The organism is Streptomyces misionensis, assembly GCF_900104815.1.
GTDB lineage: Bacteria > Actinomycetota > Actinomycetes > Streptomycetales > Streptomycetaceae > Streptomyces > Streptomyces misionensis.
On the sequence record NZ_FNTD01000004.1, the window covers coordinates 4,514,469 to 4,528,272 of the forward strand.

General features: G+C 68.6%; 15 protein-coding genes. 10 read left to right on the forward strand and 5 right to left on the reverse strand.

Annotation, left to right across the window (positions count from 1 at the left end; translation table 11 throughout):
- Positions 1-3 precede the first annotated feature (3 nt).
- Positions 4-2,676: a ParA family protein gene (locus tag BLW85_RS22160; RefSeq protein WP_070022631.1), complete on the forward strand. Its 2,673-nt coding sequence runs from the start codon at positions 4-6 to the stop codon at positions 2,674-2,676.
- 55 nt (positions 2,677-2,731) lie between these two features.
- Here the strand turns inward: BLW85_RS22160 and BLW85_RS22165 are convergent, their stop codons facing one another.
- Together BLW85_RS22165 and BLW85_RS22170 are read right to left on the reverse strand one after the other, a co-directional pair.
- Entirely contained in the window at positions 2,732-2,911 is a 180-nt protein-coding gene (locus BLW85_RS22165; protein ID WP_070022630.1) for a DUF397 domain-containing protein, read from the reverse strand.
- Positions 2,908-3,339, reverse strand: a complete 432-nt coding sequence (locus tag BLW85_RS22170) for a Scr1 family TA system antitoxin-like transcriptional regulator (protein ID WP_070022629.1) — start codon at positions 3,337-3,339, stop codon at positions 2,908-2,910. Before BLW85_RS22170 ends, BLW85_RS22165 begins: the two co-directional genes overlap by 4 nt.
- 277 nt (positions 3,340-3,616) lie before the next feature.
- Between BLW85_RS22170 and BLW85_RS22175 the strand changes: the two genes are divergently transcribed.
- The 3 genes from BLW85_RS22175 (at position 3,617) to BLW85_RS22185 (ending at position 4,942) form a co-directional block, all read left to right on the forward strand.
- Positions 3,617-3,955 carry an ATP-binding protein gene (locus tag BLW85_RS22175; RefSeq protein ID WP_074992938.1) on the forward strand — a complete coding sequence of 113 codons (339 nt, stop codon included), beginning with the start codon at positions 3,617-3,619 and terminating at the stop codon, positions 3,953-3,955.
- A 27-nt stretch (positions 3,956-3,982) separates the two neighbouring features.
- Positions 3,983-4,417 (forward strand): hypothetical protein, encoded by a 435-nt coding sequence (locus BLW85_RS22180; RefSeq protein WP_074992939.1) that lies wholly within the window; start codon positions 3,983-3,985, stop codon positions 4,415-4,417.
- Between the two features lie 96 nt (positions 4,418-4,513).
- Positions 4,514-4,942 (forward strand): DUF5959 family protein, encoded by a 429-nt coding sequence (locus tag BLW85_RS22185; RefSeq protein WP_074992940.1) that lies wholly within the window; start codon positions 4,514-4,516, stop codon positions 4,940-4,942.
- Here BLW85_RS22185 and BLW85_RS22190 read toward each other — a convergent pair.
- Entirely contained in the window at positions 4,939-5,817 is an 879-nt protein-coding gene (locus BLW85_RS22190) for a class I SAM-dependent methyltransferase (protein WP_074992941.1), read from the reverse strand. The genes BLW85_RS22185 and BLW85_RS22190 overlap by 4 nt on opposite strands.
- A gap of 242 nt (positions 5,818-6,059) precedes the next feature.
- Here BLW85_RS22190 and BLW85_RS22195 point away from each other — a divergent pair, with 242 nt between their 5' ends.
- From BLW85_RS22195 to BLW85_RS22205, 3 genes are read left to right on the forward strand one after another with little or no spacing between them, the layout of a single operon-like run.
- The gene (locus BLW85_RS22195; protein ID WP_074996165.1) at positions 6,060-6,416 is read left to right on the forward strand and encodes a WXG100 family type VII secretion target; all 357 of its coding nucleotides are present in this window, start codon (positions 6,060-6,062) and stop codon (positions 6,414-6,416) included.
- Positions 6,413-7,696 (forward strand): RNase A-like domain-containing protein, encoded by a 1,284-nt coding sequence (locus BLW85_RS22200; protein ID WP_070022624.1) that lies wholly within the window; start codon positions 6,413-6,415, stop codon positions 7,694-7,696. Before BLW85_RS22195 ends, BLW85_RS22200 begins: the two co-directional genes overlap by 4 nt.
- Before the next feature lie 21 nt (positions 7,697-7,717).
- Positions 7,718-8,392, forward strand: a complete 675-nt coding sequence (locus tag BLW85_RS22205) for a contact-dependent growth inhibition system immunity protein (protein WP_244174901.1) — start codon at positions 7,718-7,720, stop codon at positions 8,390-8,392.
- 85 nt (positions 8,393-8,477) lie between these two features.
- On the opposite strand, the gene BLW85_RS22210 is transcribed toward BLW85_RS22205, so the two are convergent.
- Positions 8,478-9,569 carry a lytic polysaccharide monooxygenase auxiliary activity family 9 protein gene (locus BLW85_RS22210; protein WP_070022623.1) on the reverse strand — a complete coding sequence of 364 codons (1,092 nt, stop codon included), beginning with the start codon at positions 9,567-9,569 and terminating at the stop codon, positions 8,478-8,480.
- A 219-nt stretch (positions 9,570-9,788) separates the two neighbouring features.
- Complete coding sequence (locus tag BLW85_RS22215) at positions 9,789-10,784, reverse strand: phospholipase D-like domain-containing protein (protein WP_074992942.1); 996 nt, start codon at positions 10,782-10,784, stop codon at positions 9,789-9,791.
- Between the two features lie 206 nt (positions 10,785-10,990).
- On the opposite strand from BLW85_RS22215, the gene hemB reads away from it, so the two are divergent.
- The 3 genes from hemB (at position 10,991) to BLW85_RS22230 (ending at position 13,802) form a co-directional block, all read left to right on the forward strand.
- The gene (gene hemB / locus BLW85_RS22220; RefSeq protein ID WP_074992943.1) at positions 10,991-11,983 is read left to right on the forward strand and encodes a porphobilinogen synthase; all 993 of its coding nucleotides are present in this window, start codon (positions 10,991-10,993) and stop codon (positions 11,981-11,983) included.
- A gap of 138 nt (positions 11,984-12,121) precedes the next feature.
- Positions 12,122-13,144 carry an LLM class flavin-dependent oxidoreductase gene (locus tag BLW85_RS22225; protein WP_070025263.1) on the forward strand — a complete coding sequence of 341 codons (1,023 nt, stop codon included), beginning with the start codon at positions 12,122-12,124 and terminating at the stop codon, positions 13,142-13,144.
- Positions 13,145-13,166: 22 nt separating this feature from the next.
- A complete protein-coding gene (locus BLW85_RS22230) occupies positions 13,167-13,802 on the forward strand; it encodes an NAD(P)-dependent oxidoreductase (protein ID WP_070025264.1) in 636 nt (211 codons plus the stop codon).
- Positions 13,803-13,804 lie beyond the last annotated feature (2 nt).

Consider the following 13,804-nt stretch of genomic DNA (forward strand, 5'->3'; position numbering starts at 1 on the left):
GTTATGGCCGAGAGGCTCTTCACCTGGGTCGACGTGGACGCCCACCTGGCACAGGCTGCGGTCGCGGGTGGGTGGCCCGCCTGGCTGATGGAGGCCGACGCCTGGTGGGACGGGCTGGAGCTTTCCGTACGGCCGGGGACCACGGAGACCGACGTCCGGGAATGGCTGGACGGCTTGTTCGGTCTGGGCTCCACCACGGAACACGACGGCGTCCTCGAACTGGGTCTGGACCGGCCCAGCTCACATGCTCCTGACGCCCTTCAGGTGCGGTTGGTCGAGGCGGGACAGCGCGAAGAGGTGATGCGGCGCCCACGGCTCAATGAACGGCGTGTCGTTCGGGAACTGGGCGAGTCGTTGCCGCGTCCGCAGAGTGCCGAGTTTCCGGGCGGCAAACAGCTGATCGCCTTCCACTCCTTCAAGGGCGGGGTGGGGCGCACGTTGCACACGGTGGCCCTGGCCGATCATCTGGCCACGCGGGGACAGCACGTCCTCCTCGTCGACGCGGACCTCGAGGCGCCCGGCATCACCTGGATGTACCAGGCACAACACGGCCGCTGCGACATCGCCTACGAGGACCTCCTCGCCCTGCTGCACTCGGCACAGCAAGGCGACGCGAAGCAGGCCGTGGAGATCGCCGCCGCTTATCTGCCGAACCAGCGGGTCTCGCGGTATCCGGGTACGGGATGCGTGACGGTGTTGCCCGCCAGCCGACGGGCACGGCTCGGTCCGCCGCGGATCGCCCCGGCGGATCTGCTGACCGAGGACCGGTCGCCGTATTTCCTGAGCGAGTCGCTCGCGGAACTCGCCGTGGCCGCCGGAGCAGACACGGTCGTCCTCGATCTCCGTGCGGGCGCGTCCGAACTGGCGGCGCCGATCCTGCTCGACCCTCGCGTCATGAGGGTGTTCGTCACCACGATCAGCAGCCAGTCACTCCAAGGCACCGAAACGCTGATTCGGCAGTTGGGCGGGCAGTCGCCGGCAGTGGCGGGGATCGATCCCGCGCCGGGAGCCGTCATCACGCAGTACCGGCTGGACGTTCACGACGGCCATGCCGAGCAGGCGCGGGCGCGGCTGTCCGCCGCTCTGTCGACGACGTTCGCCGTACCGGAGACGGCGGGAGAGGGCACTCCCTCCCCTGACGAACTCGCGGTGGACGAGCAGGTCCTCACCGCACCGGTCTTGAGTCCCTTCCGTGAGGAGCTGCTCGCCCTGCCGCAGAGTTGGGACGCTGTGGTGGACGTGGTGCGACGGTGTGGTCTGCCCGACTTGTTGGAGGAGTTCGCCCCCGGCATCGCGTTCTCGGGCGCGCCGGAAGAGGAGCCCGACACACTGGATGACCGTCGGCGTGCCCTGGAGTCCAGCGCGGGCCGCCTCGTCTTCGCCGAGCAACGAGGCATGGACCTCGGTCTCAAGTTCCTCACCACCGAGCCGGTCCGCCGGCTCATCGCCGACCACAGCACCGATCTGCCTGTGGCGGTTGTGGTGGGCGCCAAGGGATCGGGCAAGACGTTCACCTTCGCGCGGATGTGCGCCCAGAAGACGTGGGAGCGCTTCGCCGCCGAGAACGATCAGCGGGTCCATCGCTCGGCGCGAGTGGTTCCCGTACTCGACCCGGCCAATATCACCGAACAGGGTGCCGCGTCGCCCCAGCAGTTGCGTGACGCGGTAGCGGGCGGCATCGGCATCACCGCGGACGAGGTCCGCACACAACTCAACGCTGGTCTGCGCCACGAGCGGGCAGACGACCCAGATTTCTGGCGCGACCGCTGGTTGGAATGCCTGGCCCGCGCGGCGGGCGCGGCCGAAGGGGAGGACACCGAGGCGTTCCTCGTCGGAATCAACAAGGCGTCGAATGCCACCCTCTTCGTCGTCGACGGCTTGGAAGACTGGCTGGAGTCACTGGACTCCGAGCCCAAACGCATCGCTCTGCGTGCGCTGTTGATGGAGGTTCCCGCCTGGTTGCGCCGACTGCGCAGCCGCTCACTCGGCCTCGTCGTCTTCGTACGGCAGGACTTGGTCCGCACGGCTATCCGGCAGAACCTCGGACAGTTCCTCGACCGCTACTCGCCCTACGAACTGCGTTGGGACACCGAGGACGCGCTGCGGTTGTCCCTGTGGGTGGCGGTGAACGCGGGAGCGGTCGTCGAGCCCACCCGGCCGATCGCGGACATGGGTTTCGACGAGATCGTCCGGGCTCTGCTGCCCTTGTGGGGAGCGAAATTGGGGACGGACAACTCGCGGGAGGCGTGGACCGAGCGGTGGGTTCCCGCGGCCCTCGCGGACTTCAAGGAGCAGATCCAGGCGCGCGACGTAGTGCGTTTCCTGTGCGAGGCTGCCAAGGCCTCCGTGGGTGACGGCCGCTGGGCCGACCGAGTGCTGACTCCCGCGGCGATGCGCAAGGCGCTGGTGGCGTGCAGCCGCGCCAAGATCGAGGAGATCAACCAGGAGAATCCCCGGCTGGGAGCGCTTCTTCGGCGCATGTCGGGCTTCTCGGAGTCGGTGAAGATGCCTTTCGAGGCCTCCGACGTCGACCTGGGTTCCGACGATGTCGAAGCCCTCGTCGAATGGGGCGCGCTGGACAAGGACACCGACGGCCGCTACCGGATGCCCGAGATCTACCGGCATGCCCTGGGCTTCCGTACGCAAGGACGGGCCCGGGTCGTCAGGGGCCTGTGACCCGTCGAGCGGGCGTGGCCTGCACGCGTGTGCGTTCAGGCCCGCGCTAGTTCGCTCAGTGATCGGCGGCGTACGGCAGGAAGCTCGCCCAGGTGGTGGGGGTGAGGGCGAGACGGGGACCGGTGGGGTTCTTGGAGTCGCGGACGAGGATGCGGTCGCCGTCGGGGGTGGCCACCTCGACGCAGTCGGGGCCGCTGGACGTGCTGTAGCTGCTCTTTATCCACTCCAGCTTCATGTCTCTCCAAGCACTTTCTCGATGAGGGCCATCGACTCCTGTGGGCTGAGAGCCTGTGCCCGGATGATTCCATACTGGATGTTCAGGACTTGAACCTCTTTGGGTTCAGCGATCACACGACTGATGTGCAGTACTTCGGTGTGGCCGACTGTTGTGCCGTTCTTGAGGCTGAGCAACCTGAACGGTCCGTCGAGTCCCGAGTTCTCCTCGCGGCTCAGGGGCAACACCTGAAGGTCCAGGTACTCGGGGCGGGGGATGCGCCGTCTGCGCTCCACGGAGGAGACCAGTTCCTCCCCGTACCCGATCAGGGCTCCGAACTCGGGCTGGGTGAGGCCCGCCGCCTCGCGCCACAGCTTCAACTGCCGGGCGACCGTGCGGATCACCGCCCCGGCCTCCGCGTCCTCCAGCTCGGCATCCCAGTCGCTCACGTCTGCTGCCCTCCCGCCGCTCCCTCGGTGGCCCAACCGCGGCCGCCCGTGCCCGGTCACGCCGTACAGCCCGGACGGATCCTGTCGACGCGCGGACAGGCAGGCGTCGCACGGGCCACTGACATTCACAGGTTACGCACGCTCGGACACTCTGCGTGATGTGAATCAGTGAACTCAGCAGACCGTGCGGGGGCCGGCGCCGCTGCACCAGTTCTCCGTACCGCTTTCGGCCACGCGTCGGGGCGCTCGCCTGGCGCGGCTTCTCGCGGCCGAGTAACTGGAGGCCTGGGGCGTGCCGTTGGACCCGGCCCGGCTGCTCGTGGCCGAACTCGCCACGAACGCGGTGCTGCACGGCAGGGTGCCGGGCCGTAGCTTCCGCCTGGCCCTCGTGGTGCCCGAGCCGGGCGTCCTGCGCATCGAGGTCACGGACACGCGCGCGGAGGCGCTTCCGGTGCGTACGGCCACCACCGCCCCGGCCGAGTCCGGTTACGGCCTCCTCCTGGTCGGGACACTGGCCGACCGCTGGGGCGTGCGTCTGGGCCCGGTGCCGTGCAAGACGGTGTGGGCGGAATGCGGGTTCGCTCTGCTCGGTTCCGCCGCCGACCGGTCACAGTGATCTCCGACAAGAAGGATACTTCTGGCCGTGGACCTGGATGAATACCAGACGACCTACCTTCTGTACGCGCCCGCCAAGAACCCCGGCGGGTGGAACCTCGATCTGAGCACCTTCGGAGAAGCCCTGGAGGCTGCCTTTGCGGAGGTGCGTTATGAGGCGCGACAGGGGCGCCAGTTCCGGCTGTCGTTCTGGGCGATGACGGAGGAGGGGATCGAGTTCACCGGCTATGCGAGCAACGAGGGCCGTGACACGGTCCTCCTCGCCGACAACACCGCCGATGAGGCCGCCGTCTTCATCGTCTGGCTCCGTGACGCCTTCCTCCCCGCACCAGACCTGATCCGCTTCAGTTCGGAGCCGGCCGTGGAGAAGGGGATCGAGACGGACTGGCGCATGCCCGCGACCGGTGATCGGTCGCGCATCGCCGAGGAACTCAAGCACCACCTCGGGGTCGTGGGCACCTGAGTGCCGTGAGCGAGCGGATGCGCCCGGCTAAAGCGGGTGCAAGTCGCCTGCCGGTCAGGTGAAAATCGCTCACGGCTCACTGACGAAAGGGCAGGCATGGACGACGGTCCCCCGACGCAGCTCATCCGTCTCGCCGACGACGAGGGGAACAGCGTCACGGTCGACGTGCTGGGACTCGACCCCAGGTGGAGGGCCGGGCTGCGCGCCGAGATCGTCGTCCGGACGCCCTTCGTGTCCGGCCGGATCGGCCTCGCGTTGACGGTTTCCCGGCTGACCGACTGGGGCGACGCGCTGGACCGCCTCGACGCGGGTACCGACGTGGCCTGGATGGAGATGGAGCGGGGGCCGTACCTCTTCGTCCAGCTCGACGGGGAACGCGGCTGCCCGGAGGCGGTGGTGGAGGACGAGTCCGGGTCCATGGTCACCGTGCGGGTGCCCGTCGTCCCGCCGGACGACTGGATCGCCGACCACCGCCGGCGTCTGCGCCGGATCGTGGACCACTGGGTTCCGCGCCTGGAGGATTAGGGACGCTCCGCGACGGCCACGCGGCTCGACCGGAGTGAGGTCCGCACGCGCGTCGGGCTGCCGACGTCCCGGGCGACGGTGAGGAGATCGCCGTCGGACACCACCCGCAGGCCGTGCTCCGCGAGCAGCGCGGCCAGCTGCGGCGGCTTCCAGAGCGAGCGCCACGGCTCGCCCGAGGTGATGGAATCACCGAGCACCCGGGACAGCAGCTGCCCGGCGGCCACCCGCGCCGAAGGCGACTGGTAGTTCACGACGAGTGCGCTGCCAGGGGCCGTACGGGCGGCGAGCGCGGCCACGGTCGCGCGCACCTCGTCGCGGGTGAGGTACGGGACGACGCCCTCCCACAGCCAGTTCGTCGGCGCCGAGGGGTCGTGCCCGGCGGCGTCCAGCGCCGCGCCGAGGTCGTCGACGGCGAAGTCGACCGGGGTGAAGCGCACGGAACGGGCGACGGCCCGCGGTTCGGGCGCGGCCTCGGCGAGGCGGGCGCGCTTGTCCTGCTGGGAGGCGGGGTGGTCGACCTCCCACACATCCGTGTGCGCGAGTCCGGCCAGCCGCCAGGCACGGGTGTCCAGGCCCGCGCCGAGGATCACCAGCTGGTTGGTAGGGCGGGCGCGCAGTGCCTCGTCGATGGCGACCGTACGCGGCACGAGCAACTCACCGCAGGCCCGCACCTTCTCGTACGCCGTGCGCTCCCGCCACGCCTTCGGCGGGGTGCCCGTGCGCACCTCGTCCACGGACGCGCGCTCCGCGTCGCGCAGCAGCCGGACCGCCACCGGATCCGAGAACCGCTCCGTCCCGGCCCGCCCGTCCGCCACCGCCCGCCCCTGACAGACAAGCACCGCCGTCCAACTCGCCGCCCGCCCGCTCTCGCCCATGGGGCCACATTCAACACCTTCCGCTCTGCTTCGACAGCAGCAAGAAGAGGCGTCCGGATTCGAACGGCCAAGACGAGGGCGCAGTCGGCGCCTGCTCTGCCGGAGCCGCCAGACAGCGCAGCGGCAAGGGGACATACGGATGGGCCGGGCCCATAGTGCGCGTAGTGAGTCTTGAGGTGCCTTCCCTGGCCTTACGCTGGGTGCGGGACATCCGGGCTGTCGACGGAGGGGAACGCCAAATCATGGGCGACAGCGGCGAGGTACTCGACATCAAGATCGCCGACCTCAAGGCGATCGCGCCTCACTTCCACCACCAAAGCATTGCCCTTGCGAATGCATTGACCAAGTTGAAGCAAGGGCTTGGCGCGGCTGGGTCGCCGTGGGGTGATGACGAGCAGGGCGAGAAGTTCCACAAGGTGTACGGCCCGCACAAGGAGAAGCTGGAGCAAGCTGCTCGGATTCTGGCTGACGGGCTGGCCAGCATCGAGGAAGCCATGGTCGACATGGCCGACGGTCACATCGACAACGAAGAGCTGATCCGTGCCATGTTCAGCCGGATTCGGATTGAGCACGACATCGAAGGCGGCGGTGGCCGGTGAGTTCAACCGCCGACAAGGCGCGCGAAATCATTCAGGACATGACCGGCATGTGGTGGCCGGAGGCCGATGAGGGCGGACTACGAGACGCTGCGAAGGCGTGGCGGGACTTCGCCGATGACGTCGACGATGTAACAGCCGGTGCCAACAAGGCGGCGCGCACCATCATTGAGCACAACAAGGGCGAGGCCGTCTCGGCTTTTGATGATCCGTTTTGGCGTCGCTACTACTACGACGGACACGGCTGGTTGAAGGATCTGGCCGATGCCGCCCGCGACATGGCCACGGCACTGGACGCGTACGCGGACGCCGTACACAGTGCGAAGAAGAAGCTGGAACACGAGCTGGAGATCGTCGGCGCCACGCTCGTGGTCGGCGCGGCCCTATCCATCGTCACCTTGAGCCTTTCCGCCGAAGCCGCTGCGGCGGCCGCGGCTACAGTCACGGAGGTCGCCGCTGGTCTCGGCGTCGCGGTATCGGAGGAGATCGCTGCCATTGCGGGCACCACACTGGCCACCGCGGCTTTCGGCGGCGTCGAATCCATCACCGTGGACCTGGCCGTCACCCAGCCTCTCTCCTTTGCCCTGGGTGAGCAGAAGGGCGGCCTCAGTATCGATGAAGCACGTGAGGCAGGGACGTTCGGTGCGTTGACCGGTGGCCTCCTAGGCGGAACCGGAGCAACTGTTCGAGCGGTACGGAACTCTGGAGGCTTCACCGAACTTCTCGGCGGAGTGCGTCTGCCGTTCGTGGAGCCAGAGCTTGCCCTCGCTGATGGGGGTTCCCCCGGTCTTGGCGACCTGGGACTTCTCGTTCAGGGCGACGGCGAGCCCAGTGCGTGGCCTCGCAGCAAGCGAAAGGGCGCAGTTCGGCCAAAGTACCGCGCGGACCTTTTGGGTGACGAGGGAAAGGGGCAATCAACCACATCTCATACGCTGGAAAAGCATGTGGAGAAGACGGACCGAGAACTGCGGGCCAGGCTTCGAGCGGAGAGGAAGATCAGAGGTAGTTCGAGTTTCCTCAGCGAGGAATCAGCGCAAGATTTGACCGACCGGGCAATGCTCAAAGAGCAGTCGAAAGTCAAACGCTGGCTGGAGATGCAGACCAAGAGAGATCTAGAACTCGAGGTGAACTTCGATAAGGAGATCACCGGTCGTAGTCTGTCCCGAGAAGATTTTATTCGTGGCACGGGTCCGCGCAACGTGCACAAGGTGTTTGTCCTTCTGCGACGCGACCCGGATATGCCAAGCGGCTACCGTGTGCACACGGCATACCCGAAGGACTGAGACCGATAAGGGCCACCTGTGATGCGACAGAAGGACTTCATGGCGGCGGGTGAGCGTTTCCCCGAGCTTGGTGAACTGCTCGATGCTTATGCCTTCGCGGGCAACACGTTCACGGACACGGTAGAGGAGCCTGGACCTGCCCTGCAGGCGTACGTGCGTCAGACGGTGGGAAATCCCGACGTGCTGGAAAGGGTGATCGCCGAGATCGACGACCTGCTACAGGTGGGGTTGTTCAGCGACGAGATCGCCGATGAGGTGGACATCCTGCCGCATGTGGAGCCCCTGGCCGGCGCCACGGTGGAGCAGTGTCTCGCCGTCGTCAGGTATCACCTCGACCGCGTCAGGAACGGCGGCGCATACCAGCGTTCCGCCTCTCCGCAGACGGACTGGGAGTGGCGAAAGCAGTTTCCGGAGCTCCGGCACCTGCTTGCCGCGTATTTCCATCAGGATTTCTCGAGGTTCTACCAGTCGCATACCGAAGCTTTGGACGACTACTTCTCCGGAACTTCGCCGGAGGACATCGCCCAAGCGGCGGGCGAGATCGAATCCCTGTTGGCCCTGGTCGACTCGGAGGAGGAGTTGGACCGTGTGACGGAGATTCTCGGTCTGCAGGTTTATCCGCCCGACGGAGTGCCGCTGCGCCAGTGGCTCGCGGACATCAGGGAAATCGTCGTGCACCGCGATCCGGGTGACTGAGTCTGCCGCCGGTGCCCCTGCCGCGGGATCGCACGGGGTGCCGGCCTGCGGTCGCCGCCAGGCGGTGGCCGCAGGCCGGGTCGTGTTACGGGGTCGTGCAGCTCATGCTGCCCGCGGGGAGGTTGTTGCCCGATGACGTCGCCGTGAAGCCGAACGTCGTCGTGCCGCCCGCCGGGATGGTGCCGTTGTACGCGGCGTTGCCGACCGTCACCGCGCCGCCCGAGCCGGAGGACAGGACGCCGCTCCACACGCTGCCGATCGTCGTGCCGCTGCCGGGTGTCCAGCCGACGTGCCAGCCGTTGATGGCCGAGTCGCCGTGGTTCATGACCGTGACGGTGGCCTGGAAGCCGCCGCTCCAGGAGCTGTCCACGTTGTACGTGGCCATGCAGGAGCCGGTTCCGCCGGTGGGCGGCGGGGTCGTGCCGCCGCCGCCGTCCGGGGGCGGGGTGGTCGTGCCGCCGCTGTCGCGGATGCCCGTCACCTCGCCGTGGCCGCCGTCGAAGACGATGTCGGAGCAGGAGAAGAAGTTCTCGTTGCTGTCCGAGCGCACCCACTGGATGAACATCAGCGCGTCGCCCGACCGGCCGGAGGGCAGCGTCTGGTTCCAGTAGTAGTGGCCGCCGTCCGTGCCCGGGGAGCCGGACGCCGGCGGGTTGGTGGTGGTCGAGACGAGCTGGAGGTCCGACCAGGCGAGCGGAGTGGTCGGCGACCAGCCCTGCTTGGTGATGTAGACCCGGAAGTCACCCGGGTGCGCGGCCCAGTTGCTGTACTGGAGCTGGATGGTGGAGCCCGAGGTCAGATGCGTCTTCGGCCAGTCGTTGCGGGCCAGGTTGTAGCCGCTGAAGTCGTACGGCGACTTGTTCCCGGCGCTGCAGATGGTGCCGTCCGGCACATAACCCTGGCCCCGGCCGGCGGCGTTGGAGTCCAGCACCGCGAACCAGTTGTAGAGCGAGGTGGCACCGCTCTGCGCGATGGCCGCCGCACAGGCCGGGTTGGTCGGGTCGACCGCTCCGGTGCTAGTGATGGCGTCCTTGTAGCAGAGGTAGGTGCGCGACCCGGGGAACATGGCGACGCCGTGGGCCGACGCGGATCCCGTACCGAGGAAGACCAGCCCTAACGCGGAGAGCATGGTGGCGACTGCTGCCAGCAGCGCCGACGTTCTGCTGCGTCTGATCATGGGGGAGGAGTGACCTTTCGCAGATCGGGTTGGGTGGATGTCGTGATCATGGTCATGACATACAGACCGATGGGAGCGCTCCCACCTTCGGAGGGTAGGGACGCATAAACGATATGTAAACCGTCTGGACTAAGTGGTCTTGGACGGGGCGGAAAACGACCGGCCCGGGCGGGGCGGTAGTCGCCGCCTCACCCGGGCCGTCGGTGTGCCGTCGTGCGGTTACGCCGCCGTACCGCCCGCGTAGTCGCCGTCGAACGTCGTCTCGATGGTCTGCGCGGCCGGCTGGGCCACGCCCGTGCCGGTCAGGATGATGCCCAGCTCCCGGTTGTTGGCGAGGGAGTTGCTGCTGATGTTCATGGAGCCCGCCTCGACCTCCTGGGTCGCGAGCCCGTAGTCGGCGACCATCGCCTTGGCGTGGATGTAGAAGCCGTTGGGGTCGGAGTAGCCGACGACCGTGCCGCCCGCCGCCTTGATCGCCGAGACCTCGCTGGCGTAGCTGGACGGGTCTTCGAGCACGACGCGGACCTTCACGCCCGCCTTGGCGCGGGCCACGATCGCGTTGACGACGGTGCTGTCGCTGAACTCCAGCTCCTGCACGTCGAGCGTCTTGGTCGCCGCGTTGATGAAGGACACCAGCCGGCTGCGCGAGTCGGTGGGGGACCACAGCAGGTGGTCGCCGTCGGTGGGGGTGACCGAGGTGCCGGCGTAGTCGGCGTCGAAGACCTTCTCGATCGCGGCGACGTCGCGGGTGTCGTCGGTGAACACCCCGTAATCCCGGCTGGTCGAGTAGTACTGCGAGGTCAGATTGCCCGTCAAGACGAGGGACTTGGTGCCGTCCACGGTGATCGTCTTCTGGTGGGTGTAGACGTACGCGGTGGACGACCAGACCACGCCGGCGCCCGCGTTCTTCAGCGCCGTGTACGCCGAGTTGTTCGCAGTCTTGTGCGCCTGGTCCAGGACGACCCGGACGGTGACCCCCTTCTTCTCCAGCGCGACGAGGTCGTTGACGGCCGTCGTGTCCTCCAGCTCGTACATCGTCATGTCGAGCTTGGTGGTGGCCGAGTTGATGAAGTCGTAGATGGTGGGCTGGCCGGCGCCGGCCTGGGAGAAGGCGAACGCCGAGTAGCTCGCCGCGTTCGCGGGTACGGCGGCGACGGCGACGGCGGTACCGGCGGCGAGGGCGACGGCGGCGCGGGTGAGGGCCTTCCGCAGCATTGCGCGGCTCCTTTTGGGAGGCAGAGGGTGGGTGTCGGGTGCATGACACCACGCGCGTAGAACGCTGGGGAGGCGTGCGGATCCAGAGATGGCCAGGGGGGCGCAAAAACTCGGTATCGGCGTTCCGGTTTGCCCCTCAATGGGGCGCCGCGGGGCCGACAGTGCGTCGGTAAAGGCGGGGGGTGCGCGGGCGTAGCGTAGAAGGCATGACGAAGTACGGATCCTTCCCCGGTACGCGTCCCCGGCGGCTGCGGACGACGCCCGTCATGCGGCGGATGGTCGCCGAGACGCGCCTGCACCCCGCCGACCTGATCCTGCCCGCGTTCATCCGCGAGGGCGTCAGCGAGCCGGTGCCGATCGCGACCATGCCCGGTGTCGTGCAGCACACCCGCGACAGCCTGAAGAAGGCGGCGCTGGACGCCGTGGCGGCGGGAGTCTCCGGGATCATGCTCTTCGGCGTGCCGGAGGAGGGCAAGAAGGACGGTCAGGGCACGGCCGGGACCGACCCCGACGGCATTCTCCAGGTCGCCCTGCGCGACGTGCGCGCCGAGGTCGGCGACGACCTCCTCGTCATGTCCGACCTGTGCCTGGACGAGTTCACCGACCACGGGCACTGCGGGGTGCTGGACGCCGAGGGCCGTGTCGACAACGACGCCACCCTGGAGCGGTACGCCGAGATGGCCCAGGTCCAGGCCGACGCCGGCGCCCACATCGTCGGCCCCAGCGGGATGATGGACGGTCAGATCGGCGTCATCCGCGACGCGCTCGACCAGATCGGCCGCGAGGACGTGGCGATCCTCGCCTACACCGCCAAGTACTCCTCCGCCTTCTACGGCCCCTTCCGCGAGGCCGTCGCCTCCTCGCTCCGCGGCGACCGCAAGACGTACCAGCAGGACCCCGCCAACTGGCGCGAGTCCCTGCGGGAGCTGGAGCTGGACCTCGCCGAGGGCGCGGACATGGTGATGGTCAAGCCGGCCGGACCCTACCTCGACATCCTCGCCCGGGTCGCGGACGCCGTGGACGTCCCCGTCGCCGCGTACCAGATCTCCGGCGAGTACGCGATGATCGAGGCCGCCGCCGAGAAGGGCTGGGTGGACCGGGACCGCGCCATCCTGGAGACGCTGACCGGCATCAAGCGGGCCGGCGCGCGCAACATCCTCACGTACTGGGCGACCGAGGTGGCCCGGCAGCTGCGCTAGGTGTGCTGTCCCGGGACGGGGAGCGTCCCGGGCGGGCCCGGCCGTCGTCGCTCCATGGGGTCCGTGGTCTCCAGGGACTCCATGGCGTCGATGTCGATGGTTGAGGAATCAATTAGTTTGGGGTGCTGTTCACCCGGCATGAAACGCATCGGATTCCTCTCCTTCGGCCACTGGGCCGACAGCCCGCACTCGCGGACCCGCAGCGCCAAGGACACGCTGTTGCAGTCCATCGACCTCGCCGTGGCCGCCGAGGAGCTCGGGGCCGACGGGGCGTACTTCCGCGTGCACCACTTCGCCCGGCAGCTGGGCTCGCCGTTCCCGCTGCTCTCCGCGATCGGCGCGAAGACCTCGCGCATCGAGATCGGCACCGGCGTGATCGACATGCGGTACGAGAACCCCATGTACATGGCCGAGGACGCCGGCGCCGCCGACCTCATCTCCGGCGGCCGGCTCCAGCTCGGCGTCAGCCGCGGCTCACCGGAACAGGTCGTCGACGGGTGGCGGTACTTCGGGTACGCGCCCGGCGAGGGCGAGACCGACGCCGACATGGCCCGCAAGCACACAGAGGTGCTGCTGATGGTGCTCCAGGGCAAGGGCTTCGCCGAGCCGAACCCGCGCCCGATGTTCGCCAACCCGCCGGGGCTGCTGCGCATCGAGCCGCACTCCGAGGGACTGCGCGACCGCATCTGGTGGGGTGCGGGCTCCAACGCCACCGCCGCCTGGGCCGCCGGGCTCGGCATGAACCTGATGAGCTCGACCGTCAAGGACGACGAGGGCGGTGCGCCGTTCCACGTCCAGCAGGCGGCGCAGATCCGGGCCTTCCGCAAGGCCTGGGCCGAGGCCGGCTGGCAGCGCGAGCCGCGCGTGTCCGTCTCGCGCAGCATCTTCGCCCTCACCGACGACCGTGACCGCGCCTACTTCGGCCGTGACGGCGACAGCAGCGACAGCATCGGCTACCTCGATGCCGACACCCGGGCGATCTTCGGCCGCACCTACGCCGCCGAGCCGGACGCCCTGATCGAGCAGCTGGCCGGGGACGAGGCGATCGCCGAGGCCGACACGCTGCTGCTGACCGTGCCGAACCAGCTCGGCGTGGACTACAACAGTCATGTCCTGGAGAACATCCTCACCCATGTCGCGCCCGCCCTCGGCTGGCGCTGACCCCGACCGGCGGGAGCGGCCCGTGAGCAAGATCCTGATCATCGGTGGGACCGGCTACACGGGCGCGAACATCGCCGCGGAGGCCGTGTCCCGGGGCCACCAGGTGGCGTCGTACTCACGGTCGGCGCCCAAGGCCCCGGTGGACGGGGTGACGTACACCCACGGCCCTGCCGAGGACGCCGTACGGCTGGTCCCCGGCCACGACGCGGTCGTCGCGGCCCTGTCGCCGCGCGGTGACCTGGTCGGCCGGCTGCTCGGCCTCTACCAGGACGTCGCCGCCGCGGCGGCCGCCGACGGTGCCCGGCTGATCGTCATCGGCGGGTTCTCCTCGCTGCGCCGCGCGCCGGGCGAGCCCCGGTTCGCCGAGGGGGACGTCCCCGAGCAGTTCCGCTCCGAGGCGCGCGAGATGGACGCGGTACGGGAATGGCTCTCCGGCTCCGCGCCCGCCTCGCTCGACTGGACCCTGGTCTCCCCGGCGGCCGGCTACGGCTCCTGGGCCGCCGGCGAGCGGACCGGGACCTACCGCGTCGGCGGGGACGTCGCGTTCTACGACGACCAGGGCGGGTCGGAGATCTCCGGCGCCGACTTCGCGCTCGCCGTCGTGGACGAGATCGAGCGCGACGCGCATCCCCGCGCGCACATCTCCATCGCCTACTAGAG

Coding starts and splice junctions, on each gene's coding strand:
- BLW85_RS22185 (WP_074992940.1), top strand. CDS start 4,514: ATGGACGACGGTCCCCCGACGCAGCTCATCCGTCTCGCCGACGACGAG.
- BLW85_RS22195 (WP_074996165.1), top strand. CDS start 6,060: ATGGGCGACAGCGGCGAGGTACTCGACATCAAGATCGCCGACCTCAAG.
- hemB (WP_074992943.1), top strand. CDS start 10,991: ATGACGAAGTACGGATCCTTCCCCGGTACGCGTCCCCGGCGGCTGCGG.
- BLW85_RS22190 (WP_074992941.1), bottom strand. CDS start 5,817: ATGGGCGAGAGCGGGCGGGCGGCGAGTTGGACGGCGGTGCTTGTCTGT.
- BLW85_RS22160 (WP_070022631.1), top strand. CDS start 4: ATGGCCGAGAGGCTCTTCACCTGGGTCGACGTGGACGCCCACCTGGCA.
- BLW85_RS22165 (WP_070022630.1), bottom strand. CDS start 2,911: ATGAAGCTGGAGTGGATAAAGAGCAGCTACAGCACGTCCAGCGGCCCC.
- BLW85_RS22215 (WP_074992942.1), bottom strand. CDS start 10,784: ATGCTGCGGAAGGCCCTCACCCGCGCCGCCGTCGCCCTCGCCGCCGGT.
- BLW85_RS22225 (WP_070025263.1), top strand. CDS start 12,122: ATGAAACGCATCGGATTCCTCTCCTTCGGCCACTGGGCCGACAGCCCG.
- BLW85_RS22205 (WP_244174901.1), top strand. CDS start 7,718: ATGCGACAGAAGGACTTCATGGCGGCGGGTGAGCGTTTCCCCGAGCTT.
- BLW85_RS22210 (WP_070022623.1), bottom strand. CDS start 9,569: ATGATCAGACGCAGCAGAACGTCGGCGCTGCTGGCAGCAGTCGCCACC.